The following is an 18,758-nucleotide window of genomic DNA, read 5'->3' as shown; positions in this document are numbered from 1 at the left end:
TTTTGTGATCGGACCGCTCGATGGCGGCAGTTGTGCGGAAATGGTGGCCAGGCGACACATGTTTCGTGCCGTATTTCGAACACGTTTCTTATTTGTGGGTGGCGCCCGGACTCTCCCGGTGCCAGCGGGCGAGCAGCCCCTCCGGCACGTCCTCCACCGTCAGCGCGTAGACCACGTGGTCCCGCCACGCACCGTCGATATGGAGATAGCGCGGGCGCATGCCCTCCTCACGGAAGCCGAGCTTTTCCACCACCCGGCGGCTCGGCGAGTTCTCCGGCCGAATACAGACCTCAATACGGTGCAGGCCGACCGTACGGAAACAGTGGTCCACGGCGAGCGCGACCGATGTGGGCATCACACCCCGTCCGGCCACCTCACGGTCGATCCAGTACCCGATGTGCCCCGAGCACATCGAGCCCCAGGTGATGCCGGCGACCGTCAGCTGCCCGACCAGCCGCCGCTCGTGCTCGACCACGAACGGCAGCATCCGCCCGGCCTGGGCCTCGCCCCGCAGGTGGCGCACCATCTGGCGGAAGGTCGGGCGGCGGGTGGGGAGCCGCCCTGGCACGGCCGGGGGAATGGTGGCCTCCCAGGGGCGCAGCCAGTCCCGGTTGCGCTGGTTGACCTCGCGCCAGGCCCGCTGATCGCGCAGCCTTATCGGGCGGAGGGTCGTCGCACCGTCCGCCAGTTCGGCAGGCCAGGGGGCGTTCAGGCGCTGCCGCCCTCGGCGCGGTGGTCGCCGCCGTGCAGCTGGTCGACGGCGTGGGGCAGCAGGCGTTCGAGGACAGCGAGACCGTCCCGGACCCCGCCGGTGGAACCGGGAAGGTTGACGATCAGCGTGCGGCCCGCGACGCCCGCCGCCCCGCGCGAGAGCGCGGCCGTGGGCACCTTCGCGACCCCCACCGCGCGGACCGCCTCCGGGATGCCCGGAACCTCGTAGTCCAGAACCCGGCGGGTCATCTCCGGCGTGCGGTCGGTGGGTGAGATACCGGTACCGCCGGTCGTCAGCACCACGTCGTACCCCGCGGCGACGGCGGCCCGCAGAACCTCCTCCACCGGTTCGCCGTCCGGCACGACGCTCGGCCCGTCCACCTCGAACCCCATCGCGGCCAGCCCGGACACCAGCACCGGCCCGCCGCGGTCCGCGTACACCCCGGCCGCCGCGCGGTTCGACGCGGTCACGGCCAGCGCGCGGTAGGGGGCGCCCGGGGACTCCTCGGGCGGCTGGTTCGGTTCGCTCATGCCCCGTCCGTCCTTCCCGCTGTTCCGCGGCCGGACGGCCCGGCCGCCGTCCGCGACCGCGGGCTCGTCCAGTGCCCGGACCGCCCACCGGTCTTCTCCACCACCCGGACGTCCGCGATGACCGCGGACTTGTCGACGGCCTTCACCATGTCGACGACGGTCAGCGCGGCGACCGTCACGGCGGTCAGCGCCTCCATCTCGACCCCGGTACGGTCCGTCGTCCGCACCGCCGCCTCGATCTCCACGGCGTCGTCCGCCACGGTGAGGTCGAGGGTGACGCCGGAGAGCGCTAGCGGATGGCAGAGCGGGATCAGCTCCGGCGTCCGCTTGGCCCCCATGATCCCGGCGATCCGGGCGGTGGCCAGCGCGTCGCCCTTGGGCAGTGTCTCCTCGCCGGGGCCACCGCGCAGCAGCTCCACGACGCGGGGTGCCACCAGCACCCGGCCCACCGCCCGGGCCGTGCGCGCCGTGACGTCCTTGGCGGACACATCCACCATGCGGGCCGCCCCGGCCTCGTCCAGATGCGTGAGGTGATCGTGCCTGGCGCTGCTCATCGCTCTCCCCGTCGGCTGCTGTGCCCGGACACCGTACCGGTAGCACCGTGGGGCGCCCGAGGTTTCCACCATCCCACGCTCGGCGGTACCCATCCCCCGACGGCCCCGCGGGCCGGGCCCGGGGGTGGGCGGGGCCGGACGCGGGGCCGTCGGGGCCGGGCGGGCGGTACGGACGCGGGCTGCCTGGGCCACGGGGACGGCGGGAGCCCCGGCCAGTTCAGTCGAGTGGGAGTACCGACAGCTCGTCGCCGGGCTCGACGGCGGTGGTCTTCTCCGGGACGTCGATCAGGGCGTTGGCCTGGGCGAGTGCCGCGACGAGGTGCGAGCCCGCGCCACCCACGGGCCGGACCGTGCCGAGCCGCTCGCCCTCACCGGGCGGGCTGTACTCCCCCCGCAGGAACTGCCGCTTGCCCTCGGGTGAAACCAGCGGCGCGTCGGCGGACAGCCGGGCGGTCACGGCGGCGCGCCGCACGGGGCTACAGCCCATCAGGGCCCGCACCAGCGGCCGGACGAACAGCTCGAAGGAGACGTAGGCGCTGACCGGGTTGCCCGGCAGCGCCAGCAACGGCGTGCGGTCCGGACCGACCACGCCGAACCCCTGGGGCTTGCCGGGCTGCATGGCGAGGCGGCGGAACTCCACCCCGCCACCGGCGCCGAGCCCGTCCTCCGGCCCGTCCTCGACGCCGGACAGTGCCTCCTTGACCACGTCGTAAGCGCCGACGCTCACCCCGCCGCTGGTCACCACCGCGTCAGCGCGGATCAGCTGGTCCTCGATGGTGGAACGCAGGGAGTCCGGGTCGTCCGGCACCGCACCCACCCGGTAGGCGAGGGCGCCCGCTGCCCGGGCGGCCGCGGTCAGCGCGAAGCTGTTGGCGTCGTAGATACGGCCGGGACCCAGTTCCTCTCCGGGGGCGGTGAGTTCGCTGCCGGTCGACAGCACCACCACCCGGGGCCGTGGGCGCACCGTGACGCTGCCCCGGCCGATGGCCGCCAGCAGGCTGATCTGGGCGGGGCCGAGCACCGTACCGGCCGTGAGCGCCACCGTGCCGGGGCGCACGTCGCTTCCGCGCGTCCGTACGTGCGCCCCCTGGCTCGCGGGGCGGAACACCCGCACCTCGCCGTCGACGACGTCCCGGCCGGTGGCTCCGGTGGGCATCGCGTCGACGGGCTCGCCACCAAGGCCCCCGTCCGTCCACTCGACGGGCACCACGGCCTCGGCGCCGGAGGGCAGCGGAGCCCCGGTCATGATGCGCACCGCCTGACCCGCCGCGAGCGAGGGCAGTTCGGAGCTGCCCGCCGCGACCTCTCCGACGACCCGGAGGGCGACCGGCGAGTCCGCGCTGGCCTCGGCGGTGTCCGCGGCCCGGACCGCGTACCCGTCCATGGAACTGTTGTCGAAGGGCGGCAGCGCGACCGGCACCGTGATGTCCTCGACGAGGACGCAGCCCTGCGCGTCGAGGAGCTGTAGTTCGATCGGCTCCAGCGGACGGACGGTGCCGAGGATGTCCTCCAGGTGCTCCTCGACCGACCAGGTCTTGCTCACTTGATCTACATCTCCTCGGTGACGTAACCGCGCAGCCAGTCCCGGAAGTCCGGGCCCAGGTCCTCACGTTCGCACGCGAGGCGGACGATGGCACGCAGGTAGTCTCCCCGGTCGCCGGTGTCATACCGCCGTCCGCGGAAGACGACACCGTGCACCGGACCGCCCATCCCGGGGTCGTCAGCGAGCGTCTGGAGCGCGTCGGTCAGCTGGATCTCACCGCCACGGCCCGGTTCGGTCTTCCGGAGCACCTCGAAGACCCCCGGGTCGAGGACGTACCGACCGATGACGGCGAGGTTGCTCGGGGCCTCGTCGACGGCTGGCTTCTCGATGAGGCCGGAGACCCGCACCACGTCCTCCTCGCCGGTGGGCGCGACGGCGGCGCAGCCGTAGAGGTGGATCGACTCCGGCGGCACCTCCATCAGGGCGATGACGCTGCCGCCGTGCTCCTGTCGCACCTGCGTCATCCGACTCAGCAACGGGTCCCGCGGGTCGATGAGGTCGTCACCGAGGAGGACCGCGAACGGCTGGTCACCGACGTGCGGGGCGGCGCAGAGCACCGCGTGCCCCAGGCCCTTGGGGTCGCCCTGGCGGACGTAGTGCATGGTGGCGAGGGCGCTGGACTCCTCCACCCGAGCCAGCTTGGTGGCGTCGCCCTTGTCCCGCAGGACCTGCTCCAGCTCGTAGTTCCGGTCGAAGTGGTCCTCCAGCGGACGCTTGTTGCGGCCCGTGACCATCAACACGTCGGAGAGACCGGCGGTCACCGCCTCCTCGACGACGTACTGGATGGCGGGCTTGTCGACAACGGGCAGCATCTCCTTGGGAGTGGCCTTGGTCGCTGGCAGGAAGCGGGTGCCCAGACCGGCAGCTGGGATAACAGCTTTGGTGATCCTTGTACGGGACGTAGTCATGTCCCGCACCATAACCGCTGACTTCATGCGGTAGGTAAGCGTCACCACCACTTGTTGCGCTTTACGTACAAGAGAGGGTTTCGGCACGAAGATGGGCGAGATGCACGCCAGGAAGCGCGGACTGCGACGGGACATCCTCGCGCGGAGATCCCTGCTGACCCAGGAAGACGTTCAGAACACCGCCGCGGTTCTCGCGGAACGGGCACTCACGCTGACCGAGTTGGCGAACGCCAGGACCGTCGCCGCCTACGTCTCGGTGGGCCGGGAACCGGGCACCCTGCCGCTCCTCGACGCGCTCCGGGAACGCGGCACCCGGGTACTGCTGCCGGTGTTGCTGCCCGACAACGACCTGGACTGGGGGGCCTATCCGGGGGCGGAGAGCCTGGTGCCCGCTGGCCGGGGGCTCCGGGAACCCCCTGCTCCGTACCTGGGCCCGGCGGCGGTCGCCGAAGCCGACGTGGTCCTGCTGCCGGGGCTCGCGGTGGACGCGCGCGGAGTCCGGCTGGGACGCGGCGGCGGCTCCTACGACCGGGTGCTCGACCGGCTGCGACAAGCCGGGGCCCGGCCCACCCTGGCGGTGCTGCTCTACGACGACGAGGTCCTGCCGGACGTTCCGGCCGAGGCCCACGACCTTCCGGTGGACGCGGCCGTCACACCCTCCGGCGTGCGGTACGTCGGCCACTGAACCGCGCCGATGACGGCGGGCCGGTCGGAGTGGTCCGACCGGCCCGGTCACGGCCGACCGCGCGGTGAGAGCGCGGCCGTCTCAGCGGGTGCGCCTGTGAGGCGTCCAAAGGGGCGTGGCCTCAATGGCCTCAGGGGGTGAGGGCCATCTTGTCCTCGGTCCCCTTCTCCACCGCCTTCTCACTGAACGCCCAGGGCAGCAGCTCGCCCTTGGCCCACTTGTCCGTCTGGTCGGTGTAGTTCTTGTGGAACGCGTGGCCGGAGGCACCGGTCAGGTTGATCCACCGCGAACGGTCCAGGTTGTCCAGGTCGACCACCATGCGCATGGACGGCACCCAGATCACGTCGTAGCCCCCCGCGGCGTTCCAGCCGGTGGCGTCCACCGCCGCCTCGCCGCCGCCGAGTTCCCACGGGCCGCGGTTGAGCACCCACTGGAGGAAGCCGGGGCCATCGGTACCCAGCGTCTGGTTCTTCAGCATCAGCCGGTGCAACCGGCCCCAGCTCCAGGTGTCGATGTCCTTGCCGAGCTTCGAGGTGAGTTCCCAGCGGGCGTCCCGCATGGCGTGCCGCAGGAGTTCGTCGCGGTTCTTGTCACCGGCCCGCAGCTTACTGCCCTGGGTCTTCCACCACTTGCTCTCCGGGTCCTTGAGGAGTCCGCGCACCACCTCGAACCAGCGGTCGCCACCGTCGGGTTGCGCCGCGTCCGCGCTGCGCTGGCCACACTCGCGCACCAGCCGCTCGTCCCCGTCGAGGTCCTCCAGGGGGCCGGACTCGTCGGCGGGCGCGACGTTCAGGCAGTCACCCTTGACGCGGAGTTCCTTGGGGAGCTTGTTCCCGAAGGCGAGCTTCAGCAGGTTGCGCCAGACGGCGTTGAAGTACGCGGCGGGGGCCGAGTCGGCGTCCTGCGTGTAGTCCCAGCCCTCCAGCAGCTTCTGCGCCTCGCGTACGTACTCGTCATCAATGTCGATCTTGAGGAGGTACGGAACGAGCAGCTTCGCGATCTCGCTGCTGTTGTCCATCTGCATGGAGCGCATGTCCTCCATGGAGATCTTGCCGCCGTCCTCGATCTTCGACTCGATGAGGTCGTTGATCCGCTGGCTGCGCGCGCCGTAACTCCAGTCGTCCGTCAGGTGGTAGCGGTACTTCTTCTTGTCGACCACGGACTGGTTGGCGGTGACGATGTAGCCGCGCTTCGGGTTGTACTCCCAGGGCAGCGCGCCCTGCGGGATCGTCTTGTTCTGCCAGGCGTACTCCGGGTCCCAGCCGGGTGCGGGGTACCGGCCGTCGCCCTTGCCGCGTATCGGGATCTGGCCGGGCGCCTGGTATCCGATGTTCCCCTTGGTGTCCGCGTAGATGAGGTTCTGCGAGGGGACCGCGAAGCCCCGCGCCGCCTTGCGGAACTCCCGGAAGTCGGACGCCTGGTTGAGGTCGAAGACGGCGTCCATCGTCCGCGACGGCTCAAGGGCCGTCCAGCGCAGCGAGACCGCGAACCCGTCCCCGCGGTCCGGCGCGGAGAGGCCCACCGGGCTCTTGTCCCCCACCTTGCGCAGCTCGTCGTCCCGGTCGGAGACGATGGGGCCGTTGCGGGTACTGCGCACGGTGATCTTCCGGTCGTCTCCCCCGGCGACCTTGATCTTCTCGGAACGGGTGCGGTAGTTGACCCACTCGTCGTCGTACAGGTACTTCCCGTCCCGGACCTTCTCCAGGTAGAGGTCGGTCACGTCCGCGCCGAGGTTCGTCATCCCCCAGGAGATGTCCTGGTTGTGGCCGATGACCACGCCGGGCATCCCGGAGAAGGAGTATCCGGACACGTCGAACGGACACGCCTTGCTGACCGTGGTGCAGTGCAGGCCCATCTGGTACCAGACCGACGGCAGTTGGGGGGCGAGGTGCGGATCGTTGGCGAGCAGCGGCTTGCCGGTGGTGGTGTGCTGCCCGGACACCACCCAGGAGTTCGACCCGATACCGGTCCCGTTCGGGCCGAGCGCGTCCGGCATGTCGTCCAGCTTCTTGGAGATCTGGCTCAGCTGGGTACTCGCGTCCCGCGCGGCCTCGTCGAACTGGCCGGGAGGAGTGCCGGGCGTGACGGCGCCACGTGGCGGGGCACCAAACCGGCCGGTCGCCGGATCGAGCGAACCCTCCTCGACGATGGGCTTCTTACGGTCCGTCGGGTAGGGAGGGTACAGCTCCTCGATCTCGTTCTTCTCCAGCCGGCTGGACATCAGGGCGCGGTCGATCTCGTCCGACATGTTGCCGCGCAGGTCCCACGCCATCGCCTTGAGCCAGGCGATGGAGTCGACCGGACTCCACTTCCGCGGGCTGTAGTCGTTCTCGAACTCCAGCGCCGCGTACTCGACCGAGGCCGAGGAGCCCTTGTGGTCCTCAAGGTAGGCGTTGACGCCCCGCGCGTAGGCGCGCAGGTACTTCTTGGTGGTCGGCGAGAGCATCTCGTACTCCTTCTCCGCCACCTCCCGCCAGCCGAGCGTGCGCAGGAACGCGTCCGTCTTCACGGTGCTCTCTCCGAACATCTCGGAGAGCCGCCCCGAGGTCATGTGCCGCCGGACGTCCATCTCCCAGAAACGGTCCTGCGCCTGGACGTATCCCTGACCGAGGAAGAGGTCGTCGGCGTTGTCCGCGTAGACGCGCGGTATGCCGTTGCCGTCCCGTTTGACGGTGACGGGGTCGTTCAGCCCGCCGACCTTGAGGGTGCCGGTCGTCTGCGGGAAGGAGTCGCGGACGGTACTGATACTCCAGTACGAGCTGCCTCCGAGGACCGCCACCAGCAGCAGCACGACTGCGATCACGAGGAGGCGGGCGCGTCGCGAGGTCTTCTTGGCAGGCATCGCTGTCCTTCGGAGGGCAGGGGGGACCTTGAGCTGAGGGGCCCCGTGGAGCCCCGCGCAGAAGCAACCTTAGGCGGAGCCGTGCCGCGCTCGTACAGCGAGTCATCAGCTCACCGCCACCGGAGTCCCAACGGCGCCCCCCTTCCCCGTACATGCTCCGCAGCTTCCCCCCGGGTGCTCCGTACCTCCTTCACGGGGGCGGGTGTTCGACCCGGCACCCAGCCACACGAACGTTAACGAACGCGTACACGGCTGCCCAACGGCGTACCGCTCCGAGCGACAGCGCCTGTCACACCCCACGCGCCCCACGCGCGCACCGCCTTCGCGCACACACCACCCGTACCACCCACCTCCCCTGACACCGACCCGAAGAACCACGCCCTTCCCCTGCCCCCGACCGAACCGCCCGGCACGGAGCGAGCCCGCGCCGAAACCGGAGGTTGCGGGCTGGAGGGAATCCGACCCGGACCCCAGCCCGAACCCGACCGGAACCCACGGCCGGCCGGCCCCATGCGCGGAACCGCGCCAGGGCCGAGCCGGGCCTGCGGGCCAGCACAGCACGAGGGCGACTGGAGAGGTTTCCCGGTGGTCATCGCCGCCACCCTCCCCGAGCCTCGCCACAGGGGCGGGCGCTTCCTCATCGGGGCACGTTAGGCTGGTTCGCAGTCTTTCGTTCGATATCGTTCGTCAGACGATCGCGCGGTGTGAGACAGCCGCGCGGTACGACTGTGTAGCCAGATGTGTAGTTCAGACCCCGTCTGAAGCAGAGCTGGCGCGACCGCACGGCGGCCACGGCCCACAGCCCCGGCATCACCTCGGTCATGCGCGAGAGGACAGCTCTCGGCGCGTCCCCGTGGTGCGCTACCAGACGGCAGAAAGGCCGGCGACCGTGGCATCCCAGGCCACCGCCACCCAGGACACCCCTGAGCAGACCCCGGAACCCAGACCCGGTTACCGGCAGTTGCTGCGTACCCCCGGAGCGTGGACCTTCCTCGTTCCGGGCTTCTTCGCCCGGCAGCCGTTCGCCATGCTCGCCATCGGCATCGTGCTGCTGGTCGAGCACACCACCGGATCGTTCGGTGTCGCCGGGGCGGTCTCGGCCACTTCCGGTATCTCGATGGCGCTCATCGCCCCCCGCGTCGGCCGACTGGCCGACCGTTACGGACAGGCCGCCGTCCTGGTACCGGGAGCGGTCCTGCACGCCGCCCTGGTCGGCCTACTGATCACGGTCGCGCTGCGGGAAGCCCCACTGTGGGTGCTGTTCGCCGCCGCCGTTCCGGCCGGAGCGTCGACCCCGCAGATCAGCCCGATGGTCCGGGCTCGCTGGACGAGCCTGCTCACCAGCCCCGCCGGCGGAGAGTCAGCGCCCCGCACTCGCTCCTCCCTGCTGACGACGGCGGCGGCCTTCGAGTCCGTGACCGACGAGTTCACCTTCGTCATCGGCCCGGTGCTCGCCACCGCCCTGAGCACCGGCCTGCACCCGGCCGCCGGACTGGGCACTGAAGCCGTCCTGACGCTCGGTGGCGCGCTGGTCTTCGCGGCGCAGCGGCGCACCCAGCCGGTCCCCTCCGGACCGCACCCAGCCCGCCGCGGGACCGCCCGGTTCCGCGGTGCCTTGCCCCGGCGCGCGGCACGGGTCCCACGCCCCGGAGCAGCCCCCGGCGCGGACCGGGGTGGCACGTCCGGGCTGCCCTCCGGTACCGACTCCCCCGGGGGGCGTTCGACGGACTCCGCCTGGTCCGCGCCCGGCTTGCGAGTGCTGGTGGCGGCGACCCTGGGCATCGGCACGGTCTTCGGCGGCATGCAGGTGTCCCTCGCCGCGTTCACGCAGTCGATCGGGCAGCCGGAGCTGAACGGCGTGATGTACGGGGTCTTCGCCGGTGGGAACATGCTCGCGGCCCTCGCGGTGGGGGCCGTCCGGTGGCGGCGCACGGCACGATGGCGGCTGCTGTGCTCCTATCCCACGCTGGCGCTGGCAGCGCTGCTGCTGGCCGGTACGGCGCAGCTGCTGCCCTGGGGGTGGCTGCTGGGTGGGCTGGGGCTGCTGACCGGACTCTGCATCGCGCCATCCATGATCACGAGCTTCACGCTGGTGGAGACCCTGGTACCCGCCACCGCCCGTACCGAGGCGTTCACCTGGCTCACCGGCGCCATCGCGCTGGGGCAGGCGGCCGGCTCGACGCTCGCCGGGCAGCTGACGGACCGGGGCGGCGCCACCACGGGCTTCCTGGCTCCGCTGGTCGGATCCGGGCTCGCCCTGGTCGTACTGCTGCTCTTCCGCTCCAGGCTGTCCCCCGGACCTTCGAGGGTGAACGGCGTACGTGCCGTCGGTCACCGTATGCCGGTCCCGGTGGACTGACACGCGGGAATACTGCACTATGGAGCGTCGTTAGCACTCACTTAGGAAGAGTGCCAGGAGGAGAACGTGCCGACGTACCAGTATCAGTGCACCGACTGCGGCGAGGGCCTTGAGGTGGTGCAGAAGTTCACCGATGACTCGCTGACGGTGTGCCCCAACTGCGAGGGACGCCTGAAGAAGATCTTCTCGGCCGTCGGCATCGTCTTCAAGGGCTCCGGCTTCTACCGCAACGACAGCCGCAGTTCGTCCTCCAGCAGCAGCCCCGCCGCTCCGCAGAAGGACACGTCGAGCGAGAGCGGCAAGGACAGCTCCTCCGCTTCCGGTTCCTCGGACTCCTCCGGCTCCAGCACGTCGGACAGCTCCGGATCATCCTCCGGTTCCACCAGCTCGGGTGGCGACTCCGGTGGGAAGAGCGGCGGCAAGGAGAAGAGTGGCGGAAAGGCCACCACCTCCGCTGCCTGATCGACGGGCCACCTGACCGTCCCACGTTCGCCCCGTAGGGTGAACGCATGGACGAACAGGCTGAGATCGGCGTCATCGGGGGCTCCGGCTTCTACTCGTTCCTCGACGAGGTGACCGAGGTGTCCGTGGACACCCCCTACGGTCGCCCGAGCGACTCACTCTTCCTCGGCGTGCTGGGGGGCCGGAAGGTCGCCTTCCTACCCCGGCACGGCCGCGACCACCACCTCCCGCCGCACCGGATCAACTACCGGGCCAACATGTGGGCCCTGCGCGCCGCGGGGGTGCGTCAGGTCCTCGGGCCGTGCGCCGTGGGGGGACTTCAGCCGAAGTTCGGGCCCGGCACCCTGCTGGTGCCCGACCAGCTGGTCGACCGCACCAAGTCCCGTGCGCAGACGTACTTCGACGGTGAGCCGCGCGCTGACGGCTCCACCCCGCGCGTGATCCACCTGGCGTTCGCCGACCCCTACTGCGAGGCCGGGCGGGACGCCGCGCTACGAGCGGCCCGGGAACAGGACTGGGAACCGGTCGACGGCGGCACCCTGTGCGTGATCGAAGGTCCCCGCTTCTCGACCCGGGCAGAGTCACGCTGGCACGCCGAGCAGGGCTGGTCCGTGGTGGGCATGACCGGCCACCCCGAGGCGGTGCTCGCCCGCGAACTGGGCCTCTGCTACTCCAGCCTGACGCTCGTCACGGATCTGGACGCGGGGGCCGAGACGGGCGAGGGCGTCTCCCAGGCGGAGGTCCTTCGGGTGTTCGGCGCCAACGTGGGGCGGCTGCGCGAGGTCCTGTTCTCCGCGGTCCGCAAGTTGCCCACCGAGCGCGCCTGCGACTGCGCCAACGCCCTGGACGGTCTGACCCTCGGTTTCGACCTCCCGTAGGGACGACATCGCGCCACGGCTACCGGCCGCCCACGCGCACCTGCCGAGCCCCACCGTGGCCCAACAGACCGTGAGAGGCCACACCCACGGGAGGGGCCAAGCTCCCGGGACCGATGACCCCGGCCTGCTCGTGCTGCTCATTCCGCTCAGCCACGATGCTCCGCGCTCGCCGCGCGCGAATTCTCTCCGGAGACTGCTGGTCGATGGGATGGGTGGGATGGGTGGGATGGGCGGCGGCCAACGGTTCGGCTCACCGTGCGGTGGCGCGTTCCCAGGGTGAGGGACTTGTCCACAACCGTCAGCTCGTCCACAGGCTCCAGCAGGATCTCGCGCGACCGTGCACCGTAGCTCGGAAGACCAGATCCGAGACTGCTGAGCTGGCGGTGAACAGCGTGCCCCGAGACGTCCGACACACAGCCCACGACCGCGTCCCAGTCCGCCGAGAGATTCATCACGTCCGCACCGCTGTGCCCGACTTCGCCCCGGTACGCGCGGGACGGGACCGGCACCGTCTACGACGGCTCGTACGGCGCGGCAGGCGCCAGATCGCCGCGGCGCTGGCAGTGGGCGCGGCGGTGGCCGCGTTCGCTCCGGCCCGGAGCGCAGAGACCTCCGACAGTGCGCCCACGCCCGGGAGTTCGGGCTCCCGGCCGGACAGCGCGGCCAAGGACTCCGGACGGGAGGTGGTATCCGCACCGGTGCGGATCTCGGACGCGGCGACGGTCCGGCTTCTGCAACCAAACGACCGAGTCGACGTGATCGCGAGTAGGTCAGAGAACGAATCTGCCCGGGTGGTGGCACATCATGCCCGAGTAGCGAAGGTTCTACTGGCCGACGACACTGTGCCGAGCGACGGAGCGCTTGTCGTGCTCGCGGTCCCACGCCGGATCGCAACCGACCTCGTCGGTGCGGCGGCCGATTCCCGGCTGGCGGTGACCCTGTGCTGATCAGGCTGATCTCCCCCAGTCCGGCATCGGGCCCGCTCATGACCCGCTTCGTTCGCTTCATGCATCGTGTCCGCGAGTGGTTCGGGAAGAGGCAGCACGTTGAGCGACGAGTCAGCCGTCGAAGAGAAGAAGGGCGTCCTGGCGGGGTTCCGGGAGTTCCTCATGCGGGGCAACGTGGTCGAACTGGCCGTTGCCGTCGTCGTAGGAACCGCCTTCAGCAAGATCGTGGATTCGGTCGTCAAGGGGTTCGTCAACCCGCTGGTCGGTGCCATCGGCACCGAGGACCTGACGAACTACCGTTCCTGTCTGCGTGGCCCCTGTTCTTACGACGACTCCTCGGGGGAGGTGACCGAGGGGGTCGCGATCTACTGGGGACCGGTGCTCAGCGCCACCCTGACGTTCCTGATCACGGCAGCCGTCGTGTACTTCCTCATGATCCTTCCCATGAACAAGTACAAGGAGCGGCAGGCGGCGAAGGCGGGACCGGTCGAGCCGGAGGCCACCGAGATCCAGTTGCTGACGGAGATCCGGGACACTCTGGTCGCCCAGCGGCAGGGTCCGGAGGACGGCCGCAGGACCGTGACCGCCCCGCGCACCCCGGAGGACTAGGGGGTCAGGCCCACTTCGGGCGAGGCGGTGGCGAGCCGAGGAAGCTCGCACCGCCCTTCCCGTTTCAGCCGCTCTCAGAGGTGGTGCGGCGGTTTCTCTTCCAGAAAGCGAGCGAGGTCCCCGGTGGAGGTGCCGAGCGCCTCGCGCCCGCCCCACCCCTGATCGGTGTCGTCCGGCGCGCGGTGCCCCAGTGGATCGTCGAAAACCAGCCGCGCCGCACCGCTCACACCCTGGTGACCAGGCGCTTCAGTCGGATCGGCAGCGCCCGGAGCGGCGTCCGGACACTCGCCTCCGGAGTGCGATGGGGTGCTCATACCTCCAGCGTACGGCGCGGCATCCGATCGGGTTCCCGCCTGCTCACCGCGCCCCGCCTCCCCCTCGCCCCAGGGTGCCCTGACGGACCCACCAGCGCCGTTTCAGGGCGTCTAGTCGGAGGCACCGTCAACGGGCGCCCAGGGGACGAACCGCGGATGACCGATCACGACCCCCGCGGGGCGGTCCCCAGCGGGAACCACGGGCCCCGTGACGGACACACGGAGCCAGGGCCGGGGCATCCAGCGGACGGCCTCCGCCCGTGCGGGCGCCCTGGTCAGGCACAGCCGCCCCGTGACGGCCATCGGACGTCGCCGCACCATCGGCGGGTACACCGCCTCGCAGGCCACGAGCTGACCGGAAGGGCGCCAGACACCGGTGGCAGTGGGATCGCACCGGATCGTCCCGCTGAGCCCTCCGCTACTCCCGTCCGGCCAGAGGCGCGGCGGCAGGGGGCCGAGCGGGCTGGGCGCGTCGTACCGCCCGGAGACAGGGATCATCGTGGCGTTCCCGCACTGGACGGGCCGGAGGCCCACCGGGCCAGTCACAGGCCGATCCTGGACGGACGGGGGCGCGCAAGGGACACGGGGCCAGGCGAGAGCCGACGTCGGCGCGGAGGACAGGTGCGGCGGCGGAGCCGTGACGAGCGGCAGGCGGCGGCCGTGCCCGGAGACGGGCGCTGCCGACGCGCGCCCGGCGGTCATCGTGGCGGACTCGGGCCCGGAGCCACGGAAGGGCTCGCTCCATGGCGCGCGGGCTCTGAGCTATTCGTCCCCTGCCACCCAGAGGCCACGCACGCGGACGCCGCGGCTGGCGGAATCCCGACGGGTGGCCACCACCAGCACCGACGGCGCCGCCCTCTCCTGTACGACGCGGATCGCCACCGGCGGGAAGGCCGTCGACCGTCGACCGCTGGTCGGCACATTGGCCGGCGCCCCGCCGAACGAACTGGCCACTGCGGCGACTTGAGGACGTGCGACACCTCCAGCCCGCTCGGCTCGCCTGAGGCGTCCTCCGAAGCCGTGCCGTCCGGGCCTTCCTGTTCCTGCGGCCTCTCCGACGTACGGCGGCGGCAACGTGCACAGCCCGGCAGCCACCGAACGCCCCGTTGCCGAGAGGGAACTGAGCATGGCACTCGTCTTAGAGACCGCTGCGTCCACCGGACTCGGGATACGAACACCATCGGGGGCGCACGGTGTCGTCCGCCGGGGCGGGACTGCCCCCGCGTGCCGGGAGCTGGGCAGCCGCGGCTGCGATGGCTAGGCCAGGGCTGCCACGACTGTTCTGGCGGCGCGTGCGATGAGCTCGTCGTCGTATTCAGCGTCCCGAGTGTCGCGGCTGGAGAGAACGGCGATGGCGAGGGGCGCGGACCGGGGCGGCCAGACGATGGCGATGTCGTTACGCGTGCCGTAACCTCCCGCACCGGTCTTGTCTCCGACGACCCAGGTGTCCGGGACACCAGCGCGGATGAGGTCGTCACCGGTGGTGTTGCGCTGGAGCCAGTCGACCAGCAACTGCTGCTTTCCCTCGCCGAGCGCGTCGCCGAGCACGTACGCGCGAAGGTCGGTGGCGAGAGCCCGGGGGGTGCTGGTGTCACGGGCGTCGCCGGGGGTGGCCTCGTTGAGGTCGGTCTCGATGCGGTCAGCACGAGTGACGGTGTCGCCGAGAACGGCGAGGGTGGCCTGGAACACCTTGGGCCCCCCGAGTTCGTCGAACAGGAGGTTGGCGGCGGTGTTGTCGCTGTAGCGGATGGCGGCGTCGCACAGGGCGCGGAGGGTCATACCGGTGCCGACGTACCGCTCCGTGATCGGCGAGTGTGGCACCAGGTCCTCAGGTCCGTAGCGCACACGTTCCTCAAGTTCCTCCAGCGTGTTCTGTTTCAACACCGCGGCGGCTGAGAGCGCCTTGTGCGTGGAGCAGTAGGCGAACCGCTCATCGGGCCGATGCCTGATGGTCCGTCCACTGCCGGTGTCGAGCGCGTAGACGCCGAGCCGGGCGTCGAACCGCCGCTCCAGGCTCGCGAAGGTGTCGTCGGCCGAGGCTCTGGTCGTGGTCATCGCGGCAGCGACGGACGGGGAACCGCCGACGACGGGGGCTGTGGCGAGGGCGGTCAGCGCGGCGAGGGAACCACGGCGGGTGATGGCCATTTCGCGTCCTGTTCGTCGCTCACGGATAGTCTCCAAGACCCGAGGCTACGTGCCTGCCAGCGCGCTGCCCGTACTCCCAATCACTCTCGGGCCTAGACGAGTTGGAGGGGCGGTTCCGGGGCGGTTCCGTAGCGGACCACGGCTTCGTCTATCCGGCCTGTGGTGTGGCCGGTCCGGCTCGCGTTCTCATGCTGACGCGTGGTCTGCTGCCGGAGGAGTACCTGGTTCCGGAACAGGGTCTGATTCTGGCTGGCGCATAGCCACGCTCCGGAAGCGGAGCTGGACCCCTCGCAACCTCCCGCACCTGCACCGCCGTTGTCCGATCCGAGCTTGCGTGGGCCGACGACACGCCCAAGCGATGGACGGGCACACGACCCGAGCTCAGACCTGGGCGACTGCCGGACGGAGTCGAAACCGGGTGCTCTCGTTGGAGTCAGGTTGCGGGATCGGAGTTCTGGAGACGAGGCCGGAGTTCCGGAGCCGGACTCTGAGCCGATCGACCCGAATTGGTAGCGCGGCTCCCCGATGCTCTGCGACGTTCGGGGACCGCGGGTGTACGCGCGGGACGTACGCGTCGACCGTCGTTGGCGCGGCGGCTGGGCGCATTCATGGCGACGACAACGGGGGTACGCACAATGCGCCGTTACCGCCGAACGAGACGCTGCGACCGTCCCGTTCACTGGCTCGGCTCGGGGTTCCCCGACCTCTCCAGCCCCTCCCCCAGCCCTCATGCGCTCTCGCCCTCTGGGTCCTCTGACCTTCCAGCCTTCTGAGGATTTGCCGAATGCTTCCTGATGGCTCTCGTCCACTCGACCATCGCTTATGGGGGTGGGCCAGCGGACGGTGGCGACACCTCCAGCCAGCGCTGGTCCGCGCCACGGCCGTCCGGCGAGCGAGGTGACGACAAACGTGAAGTTGCGACGGGTCCTCACGGGCCTTGGGAGGTTAGGGCCGCCCCAAAGGGGCTCGGCCCACAGCTCCCACCCCGACGGGAAAGCCAAGCCGAGTACTCGCGTATGGGCGGCGGGAGGGACACGACGGTCAGGTTCGCCAGCGCGGTGAATCGGCCGCGCGGTCACCGTCGTCGCGCCCATCATCCGCACAAGGGGTGCTACGCGCGGGCCCGTACGGGCGTGGGGAGCGGGGGCGGCGTGGGACGGGTGCACACGAACGTCCCTTTTCCCGCGGCCGGTTCGGCGGCCGCTCGTCGCGTAGGCGCCCCGTTTCGGCATCGTTCCGTCACCCCCCGGGCGGTGGGTGCCGAGTCGGAGGAGCGTGGTGGGGCCTCGGCGCCGGACTTCAGTCCGGTCGCTGGAGGTTCCCGGCGCTCTGCCCGCGTGCGAGGTTGAGGCCGGTGGCTCCAGAGGTGGGCCCCTGCCAGGGGAGGCGGTTCACGGTGGGATCGCGCGGTCGGTCGGCGACGGCCGGTCCGTACCGCTCGGCGCCGCCCCCGGGGCCTTGGGGCCCCGGGGCTCGTGCGGCGCAGCCCCGTGGGTGGGTCAGGCCGCTTCGTCGAAACCCGTGTCCCGGGCCATCTTCTTGAGTTCCAGCAGGGCGTGCTTCTCGATCTGCCGGATGCGCTCGCGGGTCAGACCGTGCTGCTTCCCCACCTCGGTGAGGGTGCGTTCGCGGCCGTCCTCCATGCCGTAACGCGCCTTGATGATGGAGGCGGTGCGCGGGTCGAGCCGGGCGATGAGGTCGTCCAGTTCCTCGCGTCGCATCACCGTCAGCACCGACTGCTCCGGGGAGTCGGCGGAGGTGTCTTCCAGCAGGTCGCCGAACTGGGTCTCGCCCTCGTCGTCTACCGACATGTTGAGGCTCACCGGGTCCCGGGCCCAGTCGAGGACGTCCTGCACCCGCTCGGGGGTGGAGCTCAGTTCGGTCGCGATCTCGGCGGACTCCGGTTCCCGGCCGTGCTCCCGGTTGAACTCACGCTGGACGCGCCGGATGCGGCCCAGTTCCTCCACCAGGTGGACTGGCAGCCGGATGGTGCGCGACTGGTCCGCGATGGACCGGGTGATGGCCTGCCGGATCCACCACGTCGCGTAGGTCGAGAACTTGAATCCCTTGGTGTAGTCGAACTTCTCCACCGCACGAACCAACCCGGCGTTGCCCTCCTGGATCAGGTCCAGGAGCGGCAGCCCACTGCGGGGGTAGCGCCGTGCGACGGCCACCACCAGCCGCAGGTTGGAGCGGATGAAGATGTCCTTGGCGCGCTCGCTCTCGGCGACCACAGCTTCCAGTTCTTCTCGGGTCGCACCGGCGCTGGGCGAGTCGGCCGTCAGCGGTTCCTCCTCACCGTCCAGTATTCGCCGGGCGTAGACCCCGGCCTCGATGGACAGCGAGAGTTCGACCTCCCTGGCCGCGTCGAGCAGTGGCGTACGGGAGATCTCGTCGAGGTACATGCCGACCAGGTCGCGATCCGCGACTTCGCCGCCTGCGGCGCGAACACTGCTTGCCGTCTCAGGTGCGCCCTTGTCGGCGGCCTGTCGACGGGCGACGGCACGGGTTGCCATGCGTGCTCCCTTGCGAGTGATCTACATCTGCCGTGGTACTGGCTTCCGGACACTCTCCGAGTGCCCGCCTGCGAAAGAATCAACGTCGGGAATCAGGACAGAATTCCCAACCCGCTCATCATTTTCGCGATCATGCAGTACCCTGTGCGGCCGCACGGACACCTTCGTCCGCGTCCAAACGCGGGGAGTCACTGGTCAGGCCGGTCCTGAGGGCATCGTCCCCAGGTGCCGCGCCGCGTGATGAGACTCCCGTCACACGGAGACAGGCGCCGTGGACAGCGCTCCGAGCCGAAGCCCCGCACCGGCTTACACCGATCGTCCACGGGCTTTCGCCAGTCATCGGTAGAGACGGCTGAGATCCGCCCGTGGTTGCCCCTACCGGCGACCCATCGCGCCCCGTTCACACGACGCGGCGCGGATGCGGCCGTTCCAGCAGCGCACCGGCCCAGTACCGGGCGCAGCGCACAGACCGGTCGACCGTCAACGGAGGCGAGACGGCGGGAACACGGGGAACACGGGGAACACGGGGAACACGGCATGGAAGCGCCCCGGCCCGTTCCGTGCGCCGGAGCGCGAGCGGTGGAACGGGCCGGGGCGGGCGGACAAGCCGCGGGACGGCGGGTGGCCGAGCGGACCGGAAAGGGGCGGGGGGGGGACGGTGCACTCCTGGAACGGCCGGGCGGGCGCTCCGGTCCGGCCACCCGGCTCGCGTCCCAGTCACCCACTCCGCCAAGGCTCAGCGGGCGGCGTGCGA

15 protein-coding genes are annotated in these 18,758 nt (G+C 70.6%); 6 read left to right on the top strand and 9 right to left on the bottom strand.

Translation table 11 applies throughout. From position 1 onward, the window contains the following. Positions 1-88 precede the first annotated feature (88 nt). The 5 genes from E0L36_RS21535 to galU form a co-directional block, all read right to left on the bottom strand. Positions 89-712: a GNAT family N-acetyltransferase gene (locus E0L36_RS21535; RefSeq protein ID WP_180930903.1), complete on the bottom strand. Its 624-nt coding sequence runs from the start codon at positions 710-712 to the stop codon at positions 89-91. Further along, a complete protein-coding gene (locus E0L36_RS21530) occupies positions 709-1,242 on the bottom strand; it encodes a molybdenum cofactor biosynthesis protein B (protein WP_180930748.1) in 534 nt (177 codons plus the stop codon). The genes E0L36_RS21535 and E0L36_RS21530 overlap by 4 nt, the downstream gene beginning before the upstream one ends. Then, on the bottom strand, positions 1,239-1,796 hold the full coding sequence (gene moaC, locus E0L36_RS21525) for a cyclic pyranopterin monophosphate synthase MoaC (protein WP_180930747.1): 558 nt from the start codon (positions 1,794-1,796) through the stop codon (positions 1,239-1,241). Before moaC ends, E0L36_RS21530 begins: the two co-directional genes overlap by 4 nt. A 217-nt stretch (positions 1,797-2,013) precedes the next feature. Continuing rightward, a complete protein-coding gene (gene glp / locus E0L36_RS21520; protein ID WP_180930746.1) occupies positions 2,014-3,339 on the bottom strand; it encodes a gephyrin-like molybdotransferase Glp in 1,326 nt (441 codons plus the stop codon). 5 nt (positions 3,340-3,344) lie between these two features. Continuing rightward, positions 3,345-4,247, bottom strand: coding sequence for a UTP--glucose-1-phosphate uridylyltransferase GalU (galU, locus tag E0L36_RS21515; protein WP_180930745.1), 903 nt, complete (start codon positions 4,245-4,247; stop codon positions 3,345-3,347). A gap of 91 nt (positions 4,248-4,338) precedes the next feature. Between galU and E0L36_RS21510 the strand changes: the two genes are divergently transcribed. Continuing rightward, a complete protein-coding gene (locus E0L36_RS21510; RefSeq protein WP_374705570.1) occupies positions 4,339-4,932 on the top strand; it encodes a 5-formyltetrahydrofolate cyclo-ligase in 594 nt (197 codons plus the stop codon). A 130-nt stretch (positions 4,933-5,062) separates the two neighbouring features. Here the strand turns inward: E0L36_RS21510 and E0L36_RS21505 are convergent, their stop codons facing one another. Continuing rightward, the gene (locus E0L36_RS21505) at positions 5,063-7,774 is read right to left on the bottom strand and encodes a penicillin acylase family protein (protein WP_180930743.1); all 2,712 of its coding nucleotides are present in this window, start codon (positions 7,772-7,774) and stop codon (positions 5,063-5,065) included. Positions 7,775-8,663: 889 nt separating this feature from the next. On the opposite strand from E0L36_RS21505, the gene E0L36_RS21500 reads away from it, so the two are divergent. From E0L36_RS21500 to mscL, 4 genes are all read left to right on the top strand, one after another. Next, complete coding sequence (locus E0L36_RS21500; RefSeq protein ID WP_308416863.1) at positions 8,664-10,133, top strand: MFS transporter; 1,470 nt, start codon at positions 8,664-8,666, stop codon at positions 10,131-10,133. Between the two features lie 66 nt (positions 10,134-10,199). Next, entirely contained in the window at positions 10,200-10,595 is a 396-nt protein-coding gene (locus E0L36_RS21495; protein WP_180930742.1) for an FmdB family zinc ribbon protein, read from the top strand. A gap of 47 nt (positions 10,596-10,642) precedes the next feature. Next, complete coding sequence (locus E0L36_RS21490; RefSeq protein WP_180930741.1) at positions 10,643-11,473, top strand: S-methyl-5'-thioadenosine phosphorylase; 831 nt, start codon at positions 10,643-10,645, stop codon at positions 11,471-11,473. Positions 11,474-12,519: 1,046 nt separating this feature from the next. Beyond that, positions 12,520-13,029, top strand: a complete 510-nt coding sequence (gene mscL, locus E0L36_RS21485; protein ID WP_180930740.1) for a large conductance mechanosensitive channel protein MscL — start codon at positions 12,520-12,522, stop codon at positions 13,027-13,029. 74 nt (positions 13,030-13,103) lie between these two features. On the opposite strand, the gene E0L36_RS21480 is transcribed toward mscL, so the two are convergent. After that, positions 13,104-13,343 (bottom strand): hypothetical protein, encoded by a 240-nt coding sequence (locus E0L36_RS21480; protein ID WP_180930739.1) that lies wholly within the window; start codon positions 13,341-13,343, stop codon positions 13,104-13,106. Positions 13,344-13,551: 208 nt separating this feature from the next. Between E0L36_RS21480 and E0L36_RS21475 the strand changes: the two genes are divergently transcribed. Beyond that, a complete protein-coding gene (locus E0L36_RS21475; RefSeq protein WP_180930738.1) occupies positions 13,552-13,698 on the top strand; it encodes a hypothetical protein in 147 nt (48 codons plus the stop codon). Positions 13,699-14,600: 902 nt separating this feature from the next. Here E0L36_RS21475 and bla read toward each other — a convergent pair. Beyond that, positions 14,601-15,515, bottom strand: a complete 915-nt coding sequence (gene bla / locus E0L36_RS21470; protein WP_374705575.1) for a class A beta-lactamase — start codon at positions 15,513-15,515, stop codon at positions 14,601-14,603. Between the two features lie 1,472 nt (positions 15,516-16,987). Beyond that, positions 16,988-18,004, bottom strand: a complete 1,017-nt coding sequence (locus E0L36_RS21465; RefSeq protein WP_180930736.1) for an RNA polymerase sigma factor RpoD/SigA — start codon at positions 18,002-18,004, stop codon at positions 16,988-16,990. Positions 18,005-18,758 lie beyond the last annotated feature (754 nt).

The sequence above is a fragment of the Streptomyces sp. AJS327 genome (assembly GCF_013450295.1).
In the GTDB taxonomy this organism is placed as follows: domain Bacteria; phylum Actinomycetota; class Actinomycetes; order Streptomycetales; family Streptomycetaceae; genus Streptomyces.
Note: the sequence above shows the minus strand (reverse complement) of the source record. Positions and strands in the feature narration are given on the sequence as shown.

Coding starts and splice junctions, on each gene's coding strand:
- E0L36_RS21530 (WP_180930748.1), bottom strand. CDS start 1,242: ATGAGCGAACCGAACCAGCCGCCCGAGGAGTCCCCGGGCGCCCCCTAC.
- galU (WP_180930745.1), bottom strand. CDS start 4,247: ATGACTACGTCCCGTACAAGGATCACCAAAGCTGTTATCCCAGCTGCC.
- E0L36_RS21480 (WP_180930739.1), bottom strand. CDS start 13,343: ATGAGCACCCCATCGCACTCCGGAGGCGAGTGTCCGGACGCCGCTCCG.
- E0L36_RS21490 (WP_180930741.1), top strand. CDS start 10,643: ATGGACGAACAGGCTGAGATCGGCGTCATCGGGGGCTCCGGCTTCTAC.
- E0L36_RS21465 (WP_180930736.1), bottom strand. CDS start 18,004: ATGGCAACCCGTGCCGTCGCCCGTCGACAGGCCGCCGACAAGGGCGCA.
- moaC (WP_180930747.1), bottom strand. CDS start 1,796: ATGAGCAGCGCCAGGCACGATCACCTCACGCATCTGGACGAGGCCGGG.
- E0L36_RS21510 (WP_374705570.1), top strand. CDS start 4,339: ATGGGCGAGATGCACGCCAGGAAGCGCGGACTGCGACGGGACATCCTC.
- E0L36_RS21505 (WP_180930743.1), bottom strand. CDS start 7,774: ATGCCTGCCAAGAAGACCTCGCGACGCGCCCGCCTCCTCGTGATCGCA.